Origin of the sequence: Sphingomonas sp. R86520 (genome assembly GCF_042466285.1) — a bacterium.
GTDB lineage: Bacteria > Pseudomonadota > Alphaproteobacteria > Sphingomonadales > Sphingomonadaceae > Sphingomonas.
The window spans coordinates 1-17,622 of the sequence record NZ_JAXHBZ010000001.1; the positions used below are offsets into that span (position 1 = coordinate 1).

At 61.7% G+C, this 17,622-nt stretch carries 31 protein-coding genes; 13 read left to right on the plus strand and 18 right to left on the minus strand.

Annotated features, from left to right (window positions below):
• Window positions 1-555: 555 nt before the first annotated feature.
• From SJY41_RS00005 to SJY41_RS00090, 18 genes are all read right to left on the minus strand, one after another.
• Window positions 556-753 (minus strand): hypothetical protein, encoded by a 198-nt coding sequence (locus SJY41_RS00005; protein WP_380778006.1) that lies wholly within the window; start codon window positions 751-753, stop codon window positions 556-558.
• A 337-nt stretch (window positions 754-1,090) separates the two neighbouring features.
• The gene (locus SJY41_RS00010; RefSeq protein WP_380778008.1) at window positions 1,091-1,420 is read right to left on the minus strand and encodes a hypothetical protein; all 330 of its coding nucleotides are present in this window, start codon (window positions 1,418-1,420) and stop codon (window positions 1,091-1,093) included.
• The gene (locus SJY41_RS00015) at window positions 1,417-2,130 is read right to left on the minus strand and encodes a hypothetical protein (protein WP_380778009.1); all 714 of its coding nucleotides are present in this window, start codon (window positions 2,128-2,130) and stop codon (window positions 1,417-1,419) included. Before SJY41_RS00015 ends, SJY41_RS00010 begins: the two co-directional genes overlap by 4 nt.
• Window positions 2,131-2,315: 185 nt before the next feature.
• A complete protein-coding gene (locus SJY41_RS00020) occupies window positions 2,316-2,624 on the minus strand; it encodes an HNH endonuclease signature motif containing protein (protein ID WP_380778011.1) in 309 nt (102 codons plus the stop codon).
• Window positions 2,621-3,187, minus strand: a complete 567-nt coding sequence (locus SJY41_RS00025; protein ID WP_380778013.1) for a YqaJ viral recombinase family protein — start codon at window positions 3,185-3,187, stop codon at window positions 2,621-2,623. Before SJY41_RS00025 ends, SJY41_RS00020 begins: the two co-directional genes overlap by 4 nt.
• A gap of 157 nt (window positions 3,188-3,344) precedes the next feature.
• Window positions 3,345-3,614, minus strand: a complete 270-nt coding sequence (locus SJY41_RS00030; RefSeq protein ID WP_380778014.1) for a hypothetical protein — start codon at window positions 3,612-3,614, stop codon at window positions 3,345-3,347.
• Window positions 3,611-3,772, minus strand: a complete 162-nt coding sequence (locus tag SJY41_RS00035) for a hypothetical protein (protein ID WP_380778016.1) — start codon at window positions 3,770-3,772, stop codon at window positions 3,611-3,613. Before SJY41_RS00035 ends, SJY41_RS00030 begins: the two co-directional genes overlap by 4 nt.
• Window positions 3,769-4,086, minus strand: coding sequence for a hypothetical protein (locus tag SJY41_RS00040; RefSeq protein ID WP_380778018.1), 318 nt, complete (start codon window positions 4,084-4,086; stop codon window positions 3,769-3,771). The genes SJY41_RS00035 and SJY41_RS00040 overlap by 4 nt, the downstream gene beginning before the upstream one ends.
• On the minus strand, window positions 4,080-4,331 hold the full coding sequence (locus SJY41_RS00045) for a hypothetical protein (protein WP_380778019.1): 252 nt from the start codon (window positions 4,329-4,331) through the stop codon (window positions 4,080-4,082). The genes SJY41_RS00040 and SJY41_RS00045 overlap by 7 nt, the downstream gene beginning before the upstream one ends.
• A 1-nt stretch (window position 4,332) precedes the next feature.
• Window positions 4,333-4,533 (minus strand): hypothetical protein, encoded by a 201-nt coding sequence (locus SJY41_RS00050; protein WP_380778021.1) that lies wholly within the window; start codon window positions 4,531-4,533, stop codon window positions 4,333-4,335.
• On the minus strand, window positions 4,530-4,805 hold the full coding sequence (locus SJY41_RS00055) for a hypothetical protein (protein ID WP_380778023.1): 276 nt from the start codon (window positions 4,803-4,805) through the stop codon (window positions 4,530-4,532). Before SJY41_RS00055 ends, SJY41_RS00050 begins: the two co-directional genes overlap by 4 nt.
• Entirely contained in the window at window positions 4,802-4,993 is a 192-nt protein-coding gene (locus SJY41_RS00060) for a hypothetical protein (protein WP_380778024.1), read from the minus strand. Before SJY41_RS00060 ends, SJY41_RS00055 begins: the two co-directional genes overlap by 4 nt.
• Window positions 4,990-5,145, minus strand: a complete 156-nt coding sequence (locus tag SJY41_RS00065; RefSeq protein ID WP_380778026.1) for a hypothetical protein — start codon at window positions 5,143-5,145, stop codon at window positions 4,990-4,992. The genes SJY41_RS00060 and SJY41_RS00065 overlap by 4 nt, the downstream gene beginning before the upstream one ends.
• A complete protein-coding gene (locus SJY41_RS00070) occupies window positions 5,142-5,375 on the minus strand; it encodes a hypothetical protein (protein WP_380778028.1) in 234 nt (77 codons plus the stop codon). Before SJY41_RS00070 ends, SJY41_RS00065 begins: the two co-directional genes overlap by 4 nt.
• Window positions 5,372-6,145 (minus strand): hypothetical protein, encoded by a 774-nt coding sequence (locus SJY41_RS00075; RefSeq protein WP_380778030.1) that lies wholly within the window; start codon window positions 6,143-6,145, stop codon window positions 5,372-5,374. The genes SJY41_RS00070 and SJY41_RS00075 overlap by 4 nt, the downstream gene beginning before the upstream one ends.
• 104 nt (window positions 6,146-6,249) lie before the next feature.
• Window positions 6,250-6,639 carry an HIRAN domain-containing protein gene (locus SJY41_RS00080; RefSeq protein WP_380778032.1) on the minus strand — a complete coding sequence of 130 codons (390 nt, stop codon included), beginning with the start codon at window positions 6,637-6,639 and terminating at the stop codon, window positions 6,250-6,252.
• Window positions 6,636-6,962: a hypothetical protein gene (locus tag SJY41_RS00085; protein ID WP_380778034.1), complete on the minus strand. Its 327-nt coding sequence runs from the start codon at window positions 6,960-6,962 to the stop codon at window positions 6,636-6,638. Before SJY41_RS00085 ends, SJY41_RS00080 begins: the two co-directional genes overlap by 4 nt.
• A gap of 303 nt (window positions 6,963-7,265) precedes the next feature.
• The gene (locus tag SJY41_RS00090; RefSeq protein ID WP_380778035.1) at window positions 7,266-7,976 is read right to left on the minus strand and encodes a helix-turn-helix transcriptional regulator; all 711 of its coding nucleotides are present in this window, start codon (window positions 7,974-7,976) and stop codon (window positions 7,266-7,268) included.
• Window positions 7,977-8,075: 99 nt separating this feature from the next.
• Between SJY41_RS00090 and SJY41_RS00095 the strand changes: the two genes are divergently transcribed.
• From SJY41_RS00095 to SJY41_RS00155, 13 genes are all read left to right on the plus strand, one after another.
• Window positions 8,076-8,288, plus strand: a complete 213-nt coding sequence (locus SJY41_RS00095; protein WP_380778037.1) for a hypothetical protein — start codon at window positions 8,076-8,078, stop codon at window positions 8,286-8,288.
• Window positions 8,289-8,595: 307 nt separating this feature from the next.
• A complete protein-coding gene (locus SJY41_RS00100) occupies window positions 8,596-9,534 on the plus strand; it encodes a DNA cytosine methyltransferase (protein WP_380784019.1) in 939 nt (312 codons plus the stop codon).
• Between the two features lie 172 nt (window positions 9,535-9,706).
• Complete coding sequence (locus tag SJY41_RS00105) at window positions 9,707-10,165, plus strand: hypothetical protein (protein WP_380778038.1); 459 nt, start codon at window positions 9,707-9,709, stop codon at window positions 10,163-10,165.
• Between the two features lie 266 nt (window positions 10,166-10,431).
• A complete protein-coding gene (locus SJY41_RS00110) occupies window positions 10,432-10,692 on the plus strand; it encodes a hypothetical protein (RefSeq protein ID WP_380778040.1) in 261 nt (86 codons plus the stop codon).
• A 58-nt stretch (window positions 10,693-10,750) separates the two neighbouring features.
• Entirely contained in the window at window positions 10,751-10,891 is a 141-nt protein-coding gene (locus tag SJY41_RS00115) for a hypothetical protein (RefSeq protein ID WP_380778042.1), read from the plus strand.
• The gene (locus SJY41_RS00120; RefSeq protein WP_380778043.1) at window positions 10,888-11,214 is read left to right on the plus strand and encodes a hypothetical protein; all 327 of its coding nucleotides are present in this window, start codon (window positions 10,888-10,890) and stop codon (window positions 11,212-11,214) included. Before SJY41_RS00115 ends, SJY41_RS00120 begins: the two co-directional genes overlap by 4 nt.
• Entirely contained in the window at window positions 11,211-12,593 is a 1,383-nt protein-coding gene (locus SJY41_RS00125; protein WP_380778045.1) for a DEAD/DEAH box helicase, read from the plus strand. The genes SJY41_RS00120 and SJY41_RS00125 overlap by 4 nt, the downstream gene beginning before the upstream one ends.
• On the plus strand, window positions 12,590-12,871 hold the full coding sequence (locus SJY41_RS00130) for a hypothetical protein (RefSeq protein ID WP_380778047.1): 282 nt from the start codon (window positions 12,590-12,592) through the stop codon (window positions 12,869-12,871). Before SJY41_RS00125 ends, SJY41_RS00130 begins: the two co-directional genes overlap by 4 nt.
• Before the next feature lie 32 nt (window positions 12,872-12,903).
• Window positions 12,904-14,094: a VapE domain-containing protein gene (locus tag SJY41_RS00135; protein ID WP_380778048.1), complete on the plus strand. Its 1,191-nt coding sequence runs from the start codon at window positions 12,904-12,906 to the stop codon at window positions 14,092-14,094.
• 468 nt (window positions 14,095-14,562) lie between these two features.
• Window positions 14,563-15,378 carry a hypothetical protein gene (locus SJY41_RS00140; protein ID WP_380778050.1) on the plus strand — a complete coding sequence of 272 codons (816 nt, stop codon included), beginning with the start codon at window positions 14,563-14,565 and terminating at the stop codon, window positions 15,376-15,378.
• 33 nt (window positions 15,379-15,411) lie between these two features.
• The gene (locus tag SJY41_RS00145) at window positions 15,412-15,675 is read left to right on the plus strand and encodes a hypothetical protein (RefSeq protein WP_380778051.1); all 264 of its coding nucleotides are present in this window, start codon (window positions 15,412-15,414) and stop codon (window positions 15,673-15,675) included.
• Window positions 15,668-16,099, plus strand: a complete 432-nt coding sequence (locus SJY41_RS00150; protein ID WP_380778053.1) for a helix-turn-helix domain-containing protein — start codon at window positions 15,668-15,670, stop codon at window positions 16,097-16,099. The genes SJY41_RS00145 and SJY41_RS00150 overlap by 8 nt, the downstream gene beginning before the upstream one ends.
• A 20-nt stretch (window positions 16,100-16,119) precedes the next feature.
• The gene (locus tag SJY41_RS00155) at window positions 16,120-17,604 is read left to right on the plus strand and encodes a hypothetical protein (RefSeq protein ID WP_380778056.1); all 1,485 of its coding nucleotides are present in this window, start codon (window positions 16,120-16,122) and stop codon (window positions 17,602-17,604) included.
• Window positions 17,605-17,622: the final 18 nt, after the last annotated feature.

Genomic DNA, 17,622 nt, shown 5'->3' on the forward strand with positions numbered 1-17,622 from the left:
TGCTTTCGCGGATGTAGTCGGTAACGTCGCGGCCGTTGAACTGGATCCGGCCTTTGACCCACCACGTCTTGCCGCGGGGGTAGGGTTCGAGCGGCATGCGCCATCCTCTAAAATATGATCGATCTGCTCGGGCGTAATCAGCATCGCCTTACCGAGCGTAAAATAGGACCCGGTGCTGCGGGCCTTGGCGCGTAGGGTGCGCTCCGACATTTCGATGTCGCGAGCGGCGAAGTGTTCGCACCATTGCGCCGGCGTTTTGGCTCGTTCGTGAGCGTACGTGATATCACCCACCAGCCGCCTCCTTCCCCCGACAACCCCCGCCGTCGCCCCCTGCTCAAGGTGCTGGCGGACGTCATGTGCAAGCTGAGTTAGGGCAACGCCGTCGACTGTCCGCATTCCGAGGCCCAGCGCGATCGCTCCCCGCGCAGTCCCGTTCGGCCAGAGCCAGTAGCCCACGCCGAAATTGATCGCGTTTCGTAGACCCCTGGCTGCCTTCACCCTCCGTTAGCTTCGCCGCCACGTCTGCAAAAGCCCCCGCCTCGGTGTTGGTGGTCGTCATTGCAGGGCTCCAAACAGGTTCATTCTCAGACGAAGGATTCGCGCGTTCTTTCGCCTTGCCTTACTGTCGGCCGGGTACTTGCGGTCCATGTGCGCGTTCATCTCGGCGTCGGTTTCGAGCGAATGGAGGAAGTCAGCCTCCCATACGGTCACCGGCTTTCTCCAGTGACCAAGCTCCACGACCTCGGCGAACATCTTCCCCCGGAACGCGCCGCACTTTCGGCACCAGCCCGCTCCATTGAGGTAGATTGATCGCCCTGGACGCTGACGGCCCCACAGGTGGCGACACGAAAATTCGCTTTCGAATTGTGCGAACGCCTTCACCTCGGCGTCGGCGATCGTCGGACCTTGCCGCGGATGAATGTGCCGGTCGGGAATGCCTCGAAAAACGGGGTGCTTGGGATAATGCCGTGGCCCCACTGGACCGTGCAATCATCCGGCCACGCGCAAGTCGGCGTGTACTGGACGTTCCCCGTCAGCAGTCCCGACAGCTTATGTTCTGCAGTCCCTGCCTGATGATGGCTTGCGATCCTCATCTTCCAGCCCCTTCGTGTTGCGAGCGTGAGGTGGCGAGAGCGTCAGTGAAAGCGGACATTCCACCGCCACCGGGGCTAAAGAACCGCGTGAGAGCTTCCCGGCTCAACACGGCTTTTGCGCGCTCCAAGTCGGCAGGATCGTCAGTGCGGAACGTGGCGATCGGCTTGAGGCCATCCGGGAACGCTGCTGCATAGGCCACGTCGCCCAATCCGCCCGTCAATGGTGTCGTGCAGGCCAGATCGGCTATGGTGCCGATCCGCTCGACCAACGCCACGCGTCGCGCCTCCCCCGCAACCGGCACCGCTTGCTGTTCTGATGTCGTCACTGGCCAGTCCCTCGCGTCCAAGCGCTTTCGCGAGCCTCAACGATGGCCGGATCCGCTGCGATGTTGAGCACGTTCGCAGCTTTGTCCGCAGCCTCGATCGCTTCGGGTGTGGTGGCTGTATCGAACATGGCGACGGTATCCGCGGTATCCGTGTTTGCCGGGGTGAGCTCGGCTTTGCGTTGTTCCATGATCGTCTGGAGCTTGTCGCGGAACGGTCGCATGTTCTTGTGCAGCCAGATCGTCTTCAGCTCGTCGGGAGTCTCAGCAGTGCGGATAGCGTGTTCGGCACCCTCGATCGTCGGCTCGTCGGATGCTGGCGCGACAACCTTCAACGGCTGCACGGTCGTCATCTTACGACTGCCCTTCTTCTCCTGAAGCGCGATCACGAGAGGCGCGGCAATGTCGGACATGCGCGAGACACGAGTACCGCCGACCTTCATGCCGCCCCAGGTCACGCCGGGGTCGGTGTAGAGCTCGATCGACCGACCGCGGTATGCGTTGGCATCGGCTCCCCATGCAGCAACGAGGATGCGGCTGACGGTCTTGCAGGGGCGAAAGACTTTGTCCGAGCCGGCAAGCTTGATCGATACCGGCTGTTCGGTTCCAGGCTTGATCGACACGTCCTCGATCGTGAAGGTGCGGGCGCCTCCTGCGAAGTCGTCGGCATTCCACTGGTCGCTCTTGGCAACGATGACGGATGACATATCCATTAGATGAGCTCTCCCTATAAAAAGAGCCGTGATTTTGTTTGGCGAAAGTTCGATACGCCTCTGCCGCAGCCTCGGGCGTGGGGTGCCTGCCAAGAAAATGGCTGCGCCCTTTCAAGGTCGCGCTAGCCAGCCAGCGGCGATTTTCTTTGTCCGACGTCACGCCCTTAAATCCTGACGTGTTGTGCTTACGTTTCCCGACGTTGCATTTGTTTTTCGCCATCGGTTGCAAGTCTAAGATTGCAGAGACGGTTATCGGATTTGCAGCCGTTGATATGGTCAATGAAACGGTCGGGAAGTTCGCCGTATACGATCCACCAGATCAACCGGTGCGCCACGTATTCTCGACCATTAAAGCCGATCTTCGTGTAGCCATCGTGATCCTTTTTCGAACCAACTACCCGGCGATGCCCGCCCTTAAACAGACGTGTCAGAACGCCGGCCTCTGGGTCATAGTGAAATGCGTCCTCTAGGCGTTCTGGCGCGCGAGCGGTCACAGGTGCATCTCCTGCTCGACGACACGCTCGGTGGGCACCCAACGCAGATCGCCAGCCTCAAGCCGCTTGTGGTAGGTGCCGATGGCGTCCTGCACGCGCTGTTCGAAGTCGCGGCCGGCCGCGATGATCGCGGTTTGCATGGCGTCGTTAGGTTCAACCCGGATCACAGCCATCGGCATGCCACCCGAGTACGACACGTAATCAATCCAGTTGCGTTCGGTGACGACCAGCCCGGATTGCAGCTGCAGGACATGCTCGTCAGGCGTGCCGTCGACGATCGTCTGCACCTGGAACCGTTGGCGGCGTGACTTGGCTTCCGCCTGGCCATCGTCGCCGACCAGCCAATCGGGCGAATACCCGAGCGTGAAACCGTGCAGGCTGTTCGTGATGAACCCGCACTCTGAAACCGTGCCGAACATCTCCGAATAGGCAAGCCGCGCACGGATCTCGTCCTCGTGGCCGCGCAACATTTCATCCCCGATGTAGGTCGGCTCGACATGCTGCGTGATCCGTTGCGCCGCGATCTCCCAAACGTGAGCACGGGTCTTGTCATTGTTCGCCATCTTGAGCGTAGGGGTCGAGGATCAGCTTGACCTCGCTGCGAGTGGAGCAACCCGCATCTGGCTTGAAGCCACGCTTCCGAGCCCTGCTCATACTCGGCATGGCAAACGATGTGCGGCTTCCCGATCGGCGAGTAGCTGGTGAATGCTGCGGGCGCGTTCAACGGACGTTCTCCACACGAGGAAGGGGAGCGGCGCGCGGGCCAGCAGAAACGAGAGTCCGACGCGGCCAAACAGCGGTGACGTAAGCCCCTTGAAAGACCAGCTTGCCGACCGACGTCGGGATCGCGCACCACGTCTGTTTGCACGCGGCCTCGATCGTCCGCTCGCTGGTGACGGCGCTGCGAATGGCGTCGTAGGCTTCGGGCAGCGTCGCCCGGGTGTTGATGTGCGCCTGGTAGGAAAGGGCTGCGGCTAGGGTGATGATCACGAAAGCAAACTCCCGAACAATGCAGCGAAAAAGGTCACGCCCATGATGGCGAAACAGGCGGTGCGAAGGGGGGTGGCGAACTCGGGCTCGACGGCGATTGGCATCAGGGCGATGTCGCGGTCGCGGATCGACAGGGCGGAGGGGTGCTGCCAGATCATGCGTCACCTGCGCGGGCGAGCGTGGCGGCGCGACGGAGGGCGGCGACCACCTCGGGCTGGGTGCGCTCGGGGGAGTCGTTCCAGCTTACGATCGACTGCCGACCGATCACCTTTCGCAGCGTGCTGAATATTACCGTCTCGTCTAGATCTTGGTCGGTACCGGCAGCGCGATCAATGGCACCCATTGCGCAAAAGCATTCTATGCCGTTCCGCTCCCCGACAAATGAGCCGCGTATCCAAGCACCTTCCGGCTCGATCAGATCAGCCGCGCGCTCCAGCACGTCAGCAACACAGAGTGGTGTATCGGTCAGCATGGGGTGGGCTCCTGGGTGCGGGCGCGGAGCATGGCGTCGGCGTACCGATAGGCGTTGCTCGCGCTCGACTGGCGTGGGTCGGGTTCCCAACTGTCTTGATTGGAAACAGCGTGGTTGGAGAGCAAACCGGCGAGCGCTTGACCGGCGAACCAGTCGCGCAAAGTCATGCCAGGCGAGCCTTCGCTGATACCGAACCCGTCGTGCGTGCGAACATCGGGGATCGGGAATGCGGGTGGGTTTTCCATGTTAAATATACCCCAGCTTTGCCAACGCAGCATCACGGTGCGCGTCGAAGGAAAGGTCGATCATCGCCTGCCCAGCAGCACGACGAGTGGCGTAGGTCGGGTCCGACAGCGCCGCCTCGATGCTGGCGATCAGCACGGATGCGTCCTCGTAGTCGTCAGGGTTTGCGAAACGCTGCGGGGTGGCGGTGAAGAAGGCGGTCACGAGAACGCCTCGTCACTGAACGGGTGAACGCTCTCCAGATAATCGGCATAGGAACCCGGCTCGTTGTACCCGAGTGCTCGAAGGCTACCGGCGGCGTGCTCCTGAGGGGCGCCGCGTCCAGTCCGCTGTGTCTGCTTGATTGCCTTGCAGGACTTGGAGCAGAACTTGCCCCAGCCGCGCTTACGATCGGCGACCCGCGCCATGAACGGCTGCTTGCAACGCTGACACTTCACCTCGACGGTTGCGGCGTTGATGGGATGCGCGTGCGTCACGAATACTTCTCCACTTCGCAGTCAGCCTCTTCGATCGCGGCAAGGGCACGCGAGAGGGCTTCGGTGATGGGGGACTCAGCGGGTTGCGCCTGCTCTTTCAGCGCGGCCTCGACGGCGAAGTACGCGCGGCCGAGGTCAGGGTTTGCCCAACCGGTCGGGGCGAACGAGGCGATTGCTGCAGCGCTCACGACCCGAAACCCCAGAACCGCGCGCTACGGATAGCGTCACGCGAGTTGCGATCGATCCGGGCCAGCCGTTCGCGCTCCTGGAACTGCACGATGTGGCGCACAGGCTCGCGGTGGAAATACATCGCCTCGCTGGCGGGGAGCATGGCGCTCACGACCGCACACCCAACGCCAGCTCAGCTTCATCCCGAATGTCGATCAGGATCATGTCGATGCCGCGGTCGATCTCGTCGGCGCCGTAGCTGTACGAGAACTCGCCGGTCAGGAGCCGGATCAGCTCGATCTGCTGGAGAGGGGGAAGGGCCAGCGCGGCTTGCGTCACTACCGACATGGGTAGGTCGTGCTGCGGGGCGGGGAAGCGGATGATGTTGGCGGGGGCGTTCATGCGACCGACTCCCATGCACGCGTCATCAGCGCCTTCATGGCGTCCGGCAGCGCGTCAGCAGCAGCCTTCACGACTGGGTCCTCGCTAGCGAGCGCGGCGGTGACGAGCGGCGTAAAGGGAAGGTTCTCGACGTGGTACTTGAAATCACAGCCAAGAGCCTCGCGCAGATTCTCCAGTGCCTCTGTGTTGTTCGGCGCTTCCTCGCCGTCCTCGCCTTCGACGGCCTCCCGAACTTTCGCGACAATGTTCGAGGCATGGTACTGCGTGTTCCAGACGCCGTTCTTGAACGCGTCCCACTTGCCTTCGTCCAGCGTCAGATCGGCGAAGTGGCGAGCGTTCAGGACTTCCGGCTTCTCAGCGGCCTCGGTGTTCTTTTCAGCCGCCTTGCTATCCGCGATAGCCTGCGCTTCCGCTTCGGTCCGCCACGCTTCGCTCTCGCGAACGATCCACGACGAACTGCCGCTGATGCTGGAGCGATATTTGACGGCTTGGCCTACGTGCAATTCCATGCCGGTAAGCGTGCGAGCGAGTGCCTTGCCAGCCCAATGCTCAACGTCGAGCGAGGGAAGGTCTCGGTTACCGTAGTAGCTCTTAGAGCAGCGCGGGCAGTCGGTTGTGAACTCGCCGCCAGCAGGCGAGAGGACCGCCCACTTCTTCGCGCCCAAGCAATCGGGGCACGGCAGCTTCTCAGTCTGACGCTCGACGCTTGCAACGTAAACAGTCTCACCGATCGCGAACATCGGCGTCGGTGCGGTAATGGTCTGGGACATAACGCCTCCAAATCGACGCGACCGAATGTCGCTGTCGTTGGAGGTGTTATGTGGGACGCATCCTACGGCGTCAAGCGCTAAATGTGGGACCTATCCCACTTTCCTCAATCGTCGTCCCAGACCGGGTCCGGCCAAAAGCCATCTGCGCCTGGTTCGGGCGCGTGTGGCTTCGGAGCGGGAAGCACCGGCTCTTCACTGTCGAATGCCACGCGGATCCAGCCGACCTTAGGCTCTAGCGCTTGGAAAATGGCTGCGGCCTCGTGACCCTGTCGACGCAGGGTGCCGATAAGCACGGCGCGCTCGGAGGCGAGGTAGCCGAGCTGAATACCGCGGCAGGAGAACACGGCTATGGCGTGCTCGTCGTGCGGGTTGTTCGGTTCTGGCCGCAGCTCGATCGGCTCGCCGGGGCGGCATATCTCAAGCTCGAAGCGGCGGGCCGGGCCGCGCTTGTTCGGGTAATCTATGCCGACGATAGCTAGGCTAAGAGGCCTCACCCCAATTTAGAAACTGCCGTTGCGACGACAACTAGAGCAGCGACCAGCCCAAGGTATATCTGCATCTTCAGCAACAGCTTATCGCCCAGAGTCGTCAAATCGGTTTTTGTCGCGACGGTTGCCTTAAGCACGGCGACGTCAGTTTTAATATCACTGACGTTAGGCTCGATCTTGCCTAAACGCGTATCCAAACTGGTAAGGCGAGTCTCAACGCTGTTCTGCCACGGGTCCATAGGCCCTGATGTGCTCCCTCCATCGTCGCCATGCAAGGGACCAGCCTTCCCACCTCTAGGAAACGTGTAGACTTTGCCATACTCAGCCATTCGGAACCGCGCCTTTACCCTCTAACAGGGTTTTCAATTCATCTGCAAAGCTTAGCCCCAATTCCATTGCCGCAAACTGCCTATAGAATCCGCACTGGGTACACACTGTCGACACGACAGGGAGGCCAGCTGCGGCTTGACCTGGGTAAACACCAAAGGTCGCGACGCCGATTCTATTGACCACCTCCGAGGGAACCTTGCCGCAATTCGGGCAGGGGTCGGAAGGGTCCTTAGCTCTTTGATTGATAGCATTAGCTACCTCGGTCACTTCTTCGTCAGAAAGTATGCCGGTAGGTGCCGGCATTATGCTTCCCGCCCTATCCAAATCACCCGGCCAAGAATGATCAAGTCGCCAGCGTCTACCTCCCGATTCCCTGCGATCGGGTTATCGGAGCGCACCTCGACCTTGCCCTTGCCGATAGCCTTTAGCCGTTTGACCGCACCGGCGCCGTAGACGCTGCATGCCCATATCTTATCGTCCAGGTTCAGTGTGCGCTGCGTCGTGTCGATCAGCACCCAGTCACCGTTCAGCAACGTCGGGAACATGCTGTCGCCGCGCGGACGCACGACGATGACCCGAGCGGCAGGCGATCGTGTGATCGAGCGCAGCAGGTTCAAATCGAACTCGACCGATTCCTCGTCGGCCCAGTCGTCGAGGTTCCCGCCGTCGCCCATCGCCAGGTTTAGGTCGACGACTTTGAGGCTGACGGTGCCGTCATCGGCTTTGCGCATCGGCGGTTGATCAGGCTCTTGTCGGGGTTGCGCCGCTGGAGCCGTCCGCGGAAAAACGATGCCCACAAGCTGCTCTTCCCGCAATCCAAGCACACGCTCAATCGCTCTCAACGTATCAACGCCCGGCTTTTTACTTTTGCCGCGCTCGATATCCCAAAGCGGCTTACCGGTCGTGTTGAGCTCCTTCTTGAGAAGCTGATCGTTCGCGTCACGCGTCCGTCCGGACGCCGCAACAGCATCTCGGATAGCTATCTGCAACGGGGTTGAACTGTCGTCATTCATGTGGGTTTCATCCCACAAATGTAGATCGACGGGAATGCTGGGACGAGTCCCACAGTTATTGCTTGACGGTGGGACGCATCCTACACTACGTTCCTGTTCATGCAGACCGAAACCCTCCCGCTGGGCGACGCAATCTCGACCTTCATCGAAGATCACGAGATGTCGCCGTTCACGTTTGGCCGAAAGGCTCTGCGCGACCCCCATTTCGTCAACCAGCTGCAGAAGGGCAGGCGGGTCTGGCCTGAGACCGAGGCCAAAGTGCGCGACTTCATGGCGTCCTACCAGCCCACCGACGTGCAGGCTGCGGCATGAAGCGCCTTAGCACCCCCACCAAGGCCACAATCCTCGAGTCCACCCCCATCGTCTGCGCCATCCGCAACGGTCCCATGATCAACCTGCACACCTCGCCGACTGAGCGGGTTGCTGTTCGGGTGTTTGGGAAGTGAGTGGGCAGGGTGCCTACTACAACGAGATCGACCCCTTCGCTGCGGCATGGCTGCGCGAACTCATAGCCGCTGGTCACATTGCACCCGGCATCGTCGATGAAAGGGATATCCGCGATGTTAGACCAGATGAGCTTTCTGGATATGTTCAGTGCCATTTCTTCGCCGGAATTGGAGTGTGGTCCTACGCCCTGCGCCGCGCCGGTTGGCCCGACGATCGACCGGTCTGGACCGGTTCCTGCCCATGCCAACCTTTCAGCGCGGCAGGCAAAGGAGGCGGGTTTGGTGACGAGCGGCACCTTTGGCCCGCTTGGCAGTGGCTCGTCGAGCAGTGCGGCCCTGTCGACATCATTGGCGAGCAGGTTGCGAGCAGCAACGTCGATCCTTGGCTCGACCTTGTACAAGCTGACGTGGAAGGAATGGGTTACGCCTTCGGGTGTACGCCGCTCCCGGCTGCGGGCTTCGGCTCTCCGAACATCCGCGACCGAGCGTTCTGGACGGCCCACGCCGATGGCGAAACAGGCAGGGCCGGACTTCGCGGTAGTGAACCGGCCAGGCTCGGGGTCGATGTTACTTCCTGCGGTCGCGACGCTCGCGGGGTGGCCGACGCCTCGTACGGAGGATGGGGAATCCTTGGGGGCTCGATGGGGCCGGGGCACGTTCGACACCCTGACCGCAATGGCGACACACCTAGCGGGCTGGCACACGCCAGTGGTTCGCGACCATCGGAACTCAGCGGGCAACGGGACGAACCCACGCGACCTGCCGCGCTCGGCTCCACTTGCGGGCTGGTCGACACCAGCAGCTTCGGACGGCGAACGGGCGGGTACGGGCATAACTCCGGGGATGACCGGCCAATCGCTGACGCAATCCGCGAAAATGACAGGTCCGCACCGACTAACGGCTTCTGGAGAGATGCTGACTGGCTCGGATGCCGAGATGGAAAGTGGCGGCCAGTTGAACCCGGCACATTCCCGCTGGCTCATGGGGCTCCCGCCCGTGTGGGACGACTGCGCGGTTACGGCAATGCAATTAATGCCGAAGTCGCGACGGGGTTCATCGAAGCCGTAATCGGTCATCTCGATGGCACTCCGGTGCAGGCCATCGCAGCATGAACACCCTCACCACCATCCTCGCCATCTGGCTCCCCGCCAGCGTGATCACCGGTTTCGTACTGGGCCCGATCCTCGCGCGGTCCACCCCAAGCCCCTGCGAACGCGACGCTCAGGATGGGCGCGGTGAGGGTGGCGAAGGGGCGATCCGTACAATTCATAGGAGTGCTTCTAAATGACGCAGCACAACAATTCTGCGGACGACGTCGGCATTGTCAGCCCTGATCGCGTCCAATGTGTATTCAAATCGGTTCTACGGGCGGCGCAGCTTGGCGGTTGGACCGACGAAGCGCTCGGTGCCGCGTCCGGTATTAAGCCACGCCGCATTAAGGCCTATCGGGTTGAGGACAAAGAGCCCCCGTTATCGGTGGCCCTCTCGATCGCAGTCGTCATTGGCAAGCCCGCAGTCGCAGCGATCATGGCAACGATCGGTTATTCCGCAACGCCTACCGACGAGCTGGAGGCCGACTGCCCGCTGGAGAGTGCTGTCGCTGCTATGCAGGCGCTCGGCACGTTCATGGGCTTTGCTGCCGATCGTCGTATCGATCATACTGAGGAAGCGCCGGCGACTGCAGCAGCAGACATCATCATTGCTGAGTTCCTGCCGTTCTCCAGCCAGGCGCGCGCATCATGAAGCGCACATGCACAACCTGCGACGTGGTTCTGCATGGTAGCAACCGCTGCGGCGTCTGCTGGGATTGCCAGAACAAGCGCACCTGCAGCGATTGCGGGGACAAGATCAGCTATCGGTCAAAGGGTCGGTGTCAGGCTTGCACCAACGCGATTGTCAACGCGGATCCGGACAAGCGCGCTTCTATGTCAGTCGCGATGAAGCGCTCATATGCGGATCCGGAAGTTCGCGCCCAGCGGCTCGCATCGGTTCGATCCGTAGCAGTTCGCATGATGCAGGATCCTGCTTACGCGGCTCGGTGCAGCCTTCTGGGTCGTACCGTCGGAGCTCGTAATTTCGAGAAGGGTCGCACGGTCGAGGTTGCCCGGAAGCGCGCGCCTGCGGTTAGCGCTGGCAAGCTGGCCCATATCCACCCTGCCTATCGCGAGCTCTACAAGACACTCCGCGGCAAGCATTTCACCGCCGCAGAGTCCTTGCAGATGGTCGAAGATCAGCGGCAGCAGACGAGCGGAACGCACCGCAGGTCATAGCCGCCAACGAAAACGCGATGGTCGAGAAGCACCGCCGCGAAGTTGCGAGCCGTTACTGATGACCGCCGCCCGTATCGCCCGCGAAGCCGTCCAAGAGGCCGTAAAGGCCGAACCGCTTCGGGTCCGCATCCTCGCGTATCAGTTTCGCTCGGCCATTTCCGACCAGGCTGCGGCTCGGTTGCGGAACCTGCTCAAGTGACCGCCGCGGCCCGCACCAACGTCGTACCGCTGCGTGCGGTGCCGGACATGGACGCTGCGTACCGCGCCGCGGTCAGCATCCACTACCCGAACTGCGACCCTCTTTCGATGGCGACGCGGGTCGAGATCATGGGGCTGCGGGATCGCGCGTCTGCGGCGTTGCGGCGAGCCAATCCCGAGGCACAATTCATTCTCGCCGAGGCTGCACGCATTGCGACGTTGGCATCGCTGTCTAGCGCGGACCCGCAGTCGCTCGCGTTCACCCGGGTCGCGATCGAGTCCCTGATCTTCTCGGCCGACATGATGCGGAGGGCCTACGCATGATCGAGCTCCGCCCGTATCAACAGAACCTGATTGCCGACATTCGCACGCAGTTCCGCAGCATGGACCGCACGGTGCTGGTGCAGCTCGCGACGGGGGGCGGCAAGACCGTCACGTCTGCGTACATGGTCAAGACTGCAGCCGAGCGCGGTCGCCGGTGCTGGTGGGTCGTTCACCGCCGCGAGATCATCCTGCAGGCCAGCCGCACGTTCTGGTCGATGGAGATCCCGCACTCACTGGTCATGGGTGGGTCGATCGGTGATCCCGATGCGATGGTGCAGGTCGGCTCGGTGCAGACCCTTGCGCGCCGGCTCGGCAAGCTTCCTCCGCCCGACCTGATCATCTTCGACGAGTGCCACCACATGGGCGCCGCGCAGTACCAGGCTATCTACGAGGCCTGCCCGCGTGCGCAGATCGTCGGCCTGACCGCCACGCCCTGGCGCCTGGATGGCCGCGGGCTGGGCACATGGTTCGATAGCATGGTGCAGGGGCCATCGGTCGCCGACCTCATGGAGCAGGGTGCGCTGTGCGATTACCAGCTCTACGCGCCGGCGATGTCGACCGACGTGTCGCGCGTCGCCTCGCAGGGCGGCGACTTCAAACGCGACGACCTCGCCAAGATCATGGATAAACCGTCGATCGTCGGCGACGCGGTGTCGCACTATCAGCGGCTCGCAGCAGGCAAGCGCGCGATCGTGTTCGCGGTATCGATCGAGCATAGTCGGAACATCGCTCAGCAGTTCCGCGACGCCGGGATCGCGGCCGCACATGTCGACGGCAGCATGGACAGCGGTGCGCGCGACGCGATCGTATCGGACTTCACCAGCGGCGCGATCACCGTCCTGAGCAACGCTGACCTGTTCGGCGAGGGCTTCGACGTTCCCGCGGTCGAGGCGGTTATCCTGCTGCGTCCGACGCAATCGCTGTCTCTCCACCTTCAACAGATCGGCCGCGGTCTGCGTCCCGCCGAGGGCAAGCCGCACGCGATCATTCTCGACCACGCGGGCAACGCCATGCGTCACGGGCTGCCCGACGACGATCGCGAATGGACCTTGGACGATCGCCCGAAGAAGAAGCGTGGGGAGAAATCCGAGGTGCCGGTCAAGCAATGCCCAAAATGCTTCCTGATCCACGCACCCCAACCTGAGTGCCCCGGCTGCGGCCACACCTACGCGATCCAGAGCCGTGAGATTGAGCAAGTCGAAGGCGAACTCGAGGTAGTCGATCTCGACGCCATCCGCGCGCGCAAGCGTACCGAGCTCAAGTCAGCGCGCACCCTGCAGGATCTGATCGAGCTCGGCCGTCAGCGTCGGTACAAATACCCGTCGCAGTGGGCCGGCCACATCATGCGCCAGCGCCAGCAGTGGGCGGCAGGCGCATGACGCACCACGATCTCGTCAACAAGCTCCTGCTGGCGGTCTCACCGCTCGGTCTCGCGTGGTCGAACAACACCGGCGCGCTCAAGAACGAGGGCCGCATGATCCGGTATGGTCTGCCGGGTTCGGCTGACATCCTCGCCTGCGTCAACGGTCGCATGATCGGCATCGAGGCCAAAGTCGGTCGCGATGCCTGGCGCCCGAAACAACAAGCCTTTGCCGCAGCGCTCAACCGCGCCGGCGGAACATATATTCTCCGCACGCTCCACCGATGGCTCCGGTGATGACGCGGTCGCGCTGACATTGGAACAGATCAATGGGTGAGCCGATCCCTCTCAACGCGTGGCGCGGAAACCTGCAGGTCGGGTCGAAGGGTGAGAAGAAAACGCTCTACAACCTCATGCAGTACATGAAGAATGTACCCGGCCTGGGGAAGCAGATCCGTCACAACGAGCTGACCGGGCAGGTCGAATGGTGCGGCGATCCGCTGTGCGATAGCGATTACGTCGACATTCAGACGATGATCGAGCAGGCCGGGTTCTCGCCAAGCAAGACCGACATCCCGGCTGCGGTCGCACGCACGGCTCTGTTCAATAAATACCATCCGGTGCGCGAATATCTCGACGCGCTGAAGTGGGACGGTACGAAGCGGCTCGATCGGTTCCTGCATATTCTGTTCGGCACCGCGGACGGGCCATACGAGCGCGCGGTCGGTGCCAAGTGGATGATCGGTGCCGTTGCCCGCGTCTATCAGCCCGGCTGCAAAATGGACACGATGCTGGTGTTAGAGGGTCCGCAGGGGCTGAAGAAGTCGACCGCACTGCGCACCCTGTTTGGCGCTTCCTACTTCACGGAAATGGTCAACGAGCTGCGCGACCATAAGCGCTTCGTCGAGCAGATCGCTGGCAAGTGGGTCGTCGAGTTCGCGGAGCTCTCCGCGTTGCGCAAGGCTGATGTCGAGCTCGTCAAGGCGATCATCACGATGCAGGTCGACAAGACCCGCCCGTCGTACGGTCGGCATACCGTCGAGTATCCGCGCCAGTGCGTGCTTGCCGCGTCGGTCAACCCGAAGGCGGGGCAGGGGTATCTTACGGACAGCACCGGCAATCGGCGCTTCTGGCCGGTTGCCTGTACGGCGATCGACCTTCCCCGCCTTGAGCGCAAGCGCGACCAGCTATGGGCTGAGGCGCTGACGAGGTTCCGCGATGGCGAGAACTGGTGGTTGAGCGAGGAAGAGTCCTCTCTGGCGATCCGTGAGCAGGATAGCCGCATGCAGGGCGACGTGTGGGAAGACACGGTCGCAAACCACCTGACGCCAGGGTTTGCGTACACCTCGGCGCAGTTGCTGACCGACGCGCTGAAGATGCCGGTCGCCCAACACGATCAACGCGCAAAGGACCGCATTGCCGCGATCATGGACGATCTGGGATGGTCGCAAGTGGTCCGCAAAGAGCGCCAGCCTGACGGCACCCGCCGCAGCGCGAGGCTCTGGAGGATGCCGGAATGACCCGGACTACACCCCCCATCCGCAAGCGTAGTCAATCGGGGACCAAGCGTAGTCACTTGGGACCGATGCGGCCGTTTGACCACACGCCTGACTACGCATTGACCACACTAGGGTGTAGTCAGCAAAAACGGCATATTTCTGCGGCTTTCACCCCCCTGACTACACTGACTACACCCTATTTTATAAATAAAGATATAGAGTGGAATATAGGGGTGGCTGAGGGTGTTTCAGGCCGGCTTCCGATTTCAACTAGGGGTGTAGTCACCCCGGGTGTGGTCACCGCGCCATGAAATTCCCCCTCACCGATTTCATCGTCGCCATGCTGCGTGCGGACCCGTCAGCGATCAGACGCGCGGACCCCACCAAACTAGCCGCCAAGTACGACATCGAGGTCAGCCACGCCGCTGGGTATCTCGCCCACCACTGCGGATCGCCAATGTCCCCCGTTACGAATGAAGGAGCAGGAAGATGAGTGCATATTACCGTTGGAGCGACAACGATCGCCGGCTGGGCCGCTTCATCTATGCTCGCGAGAAGACCTATCGGCCGCTGGCAGTCGAGATCACGTCGAACGGCGACGAGGATGACGAGCAGTTTTCCACGCTCCGTCTCCGCGCGTTTGGCCACACGCTGATTGTCATTCTGCCGCCCATCGTGAAGCCGTGGAAGCGCTGGGTCGATACCAGCGCCGCGCCGTGGTCGAGCAACCCGGCTGGCGGCTATTGGGATATGGGCAAGCGGGAATATGGCTTCTCGGTCACTGAGGGTTATCTGTCGGTTTCGCTAGGCCGCGTCACGAACGACAGCAGCACCGAGCAACGGTGGGGCTATTTCCTGCCTTGGACGCAATGGCGGTTCGTTGGGCATCGCCTTTACGGCATCGATGGCACGCTGTTCGCCAAGCTTCACAACCGCGCCAAGTGGAGGACACCTGAGAGCGACGAGAACGAGCGGTTGCAGGAGGTATGCCCCCGCGCGCTGTTCGAGTTCGACGACTACGACGGCGAGCGCATCACAGCGACGACGAAGATCGAGGAACGTGAATGGGCGTTCGGCGAGCGCTGGTGCAAGTTCCTGTCGCTGTTTCGCCGCAACAAGGTTCGCCGCTCGCTCGACCTCTGGTTCAGCGCTGAGACTGGCAAGCGCAAGGGATCATGGAAGGGCGGCACGCTGGGCCACAGCATCGATATGCTGCCGGGTGAACTGCATGAAGCTGCATTCCGCCGATACTGCGCTGCGCACGGCATGACTTTCGTTGGCGCCACCCCGGCCACCTCCGCATGACGCATCTTTTTGGGTTGGGGGAGTAGGGGGATTATGAGAACCGAAGACATCGCGATCCATTTCGCAGATCAGCTTTGCCGCACCCGTGCATTGACGACCGCCGAGTCCGATATGCTGCGCGTCGTGGTGATGAAGGAACGCCCGCGGATGACGTGGACGCCTGAGGACGACCAGGTCTTGCGCCGGTTGTCGGCCAGCCTTCCGGCGTATGCGGTCGCCGAGCAGATGGGGCGCACACCGTGGGCTATCAGGAACCGGACGCGGCGGTTGAAGCAGAGGGAGTTTGCACGTGGATAAGCGAGAGGTTGGCCGTCCAACATCGTTCAAGCCCGAGTTTGTCGAGCAGGCGCGTAAGCTAGCTTCGCTGGGGGCTACTGATCGGGAGGCGGCGGAGTTTTTTGAGGTCGCGGAGAGCACTCTCTACCTTTGGAAGCATACCCAGCCGGAATTTTCGGAGGCCCTAAAGGTCGGCAAGGAAACAGCCGATGCGCGTGTGGAGCAATCGCTGTACCGTCGTGCACTCGGTTACAGCCACGATGCGGTCAAGATCATGATGGCTGATGGCGTCCCGATCGTAGAACCCTACGTCGAGCATTATCCGCCAGACACCACCGCCGCTATCTTCTGGCTGAAGAACCGCAAGCCCGAGCAGTGGCGCGACAAGACCACTGTGGAGCATGAACTACCGAAGGACATGGGCGCGTGGCTGGGGGAACGCTGAGTCCCGTAGAGCGCGAGTTCATGGCCACGATGATGGCTCGCTACCCTGACAAGCTGTCGCGGCTCCGGGGGGGGTTCTATGACATCAAGAACAAGCAGGGGCAGCGCGTACCGTTCCGCATGAACGAGGACCAGGAAGAGTTCATTCTGAACCGTTGGAAGCTGGATATCATCCTCAAGGCGCGCCAACGCGGGTTCACGACGGTAATCCAGCTCGACATGTTGGACGACTGCCTATTTCTCGCGGACCTGTCTGCTGGCGTGATTGCGCATAACCTGGTCGATGCGAAGGCCTTCTTTCGCGACAAGATCAAGTATGCCTATGACCACCTGCCGGCGACCTTCCGTAAGATACGCGCAGCCGACAACGACAGCGCGGAAAGCTTGCGGTTCAACAATGGGTCGAGCATCCGCGTCGGCACCTCGTTGCGATCGGGCACGCTACAAAGGCTTCACGTTTCGGAGTTCGGAAAGCTTTGCGCCAAGTACCCCGAGCGTGCCGCAGAGGTCGTGTCAGGTGCGTTCAACACGGTCGCAGCAGGCCAGGTGATCACGATCGAAAGCACCGCGGAAGGGCGCGCTGGCGAGTATCACGATATGGTAAAGACGGCCCGGCAACTCCAAGATGCGGGTAAGAATCTGACGGACTTGGATTTCAGGTTTCACTTTTACCCCTGGTACCGGGATGAGGGATACTCGCTCGACGCTGATGTCGTCGAAACCACAGAGATGCGCGAGTATTTCTCCAAGCTGGCAGTATTCGGCATCAACCTGACCAAGGGGCAGCGCGCTTGGTACGTGAAGAAAGCCGAGCAGCAGGGCGAGAAGATGAAGCAGGAGTTCCCATCCACGCCTGACGAGGCATTCGAGGCCAGTGTGGAGGGCGCGTACTTCGGCCCCCAGATGCTAAAGATGCGCGCGCAGGGCCGGATATGCCGTATCCCGGTGCTAGACATTCCGGTCTACACGACGTGGGATCTGGGCGTCGGGGACGCGATGACGCTCTGCTTCTGGCAAGACGTTGGCATGGAGCGCCGGTTGATCGACTATTACGAGAACAGCGGGGAGGGGTTCAACCATTACGGAGCCGAGTTGACCAGGCGAGGGTACAACTACAGTGAGCACTTCATGCCCCACGATGCTGACCATCGCCGGCTGGGCAAGGACGCCAAGAGCGCCCGCCAGCACGCCGAGGAAGTGGGGATCAAGCCGGTGCGTGTCGTGCCGCGCATTTCGTCTGAACAGGACGGCATTGACGCGAGCCGTGCATACCTGCCCACCGTTTGGATTGACGAAGAGCGTTGCGCCCGACTGGTCGATTGCCTCGACAGCTACCGCAAGGAGTGGGACGATCGCTTGTCGGTGTGGAAGGATAAGCCGCTGCACGATCAGTTCAGCCATGGGTACAAGGCGTTCGAGACTGCTGCAGTCCGCAAGACGGCAAAACCGAAGGCCGCAACATCGGTCGTCGTGCCCTCGATGTCGGTCGGATTCAGGCGAGGTTGAGTGTCCGAGAAAGAGCGT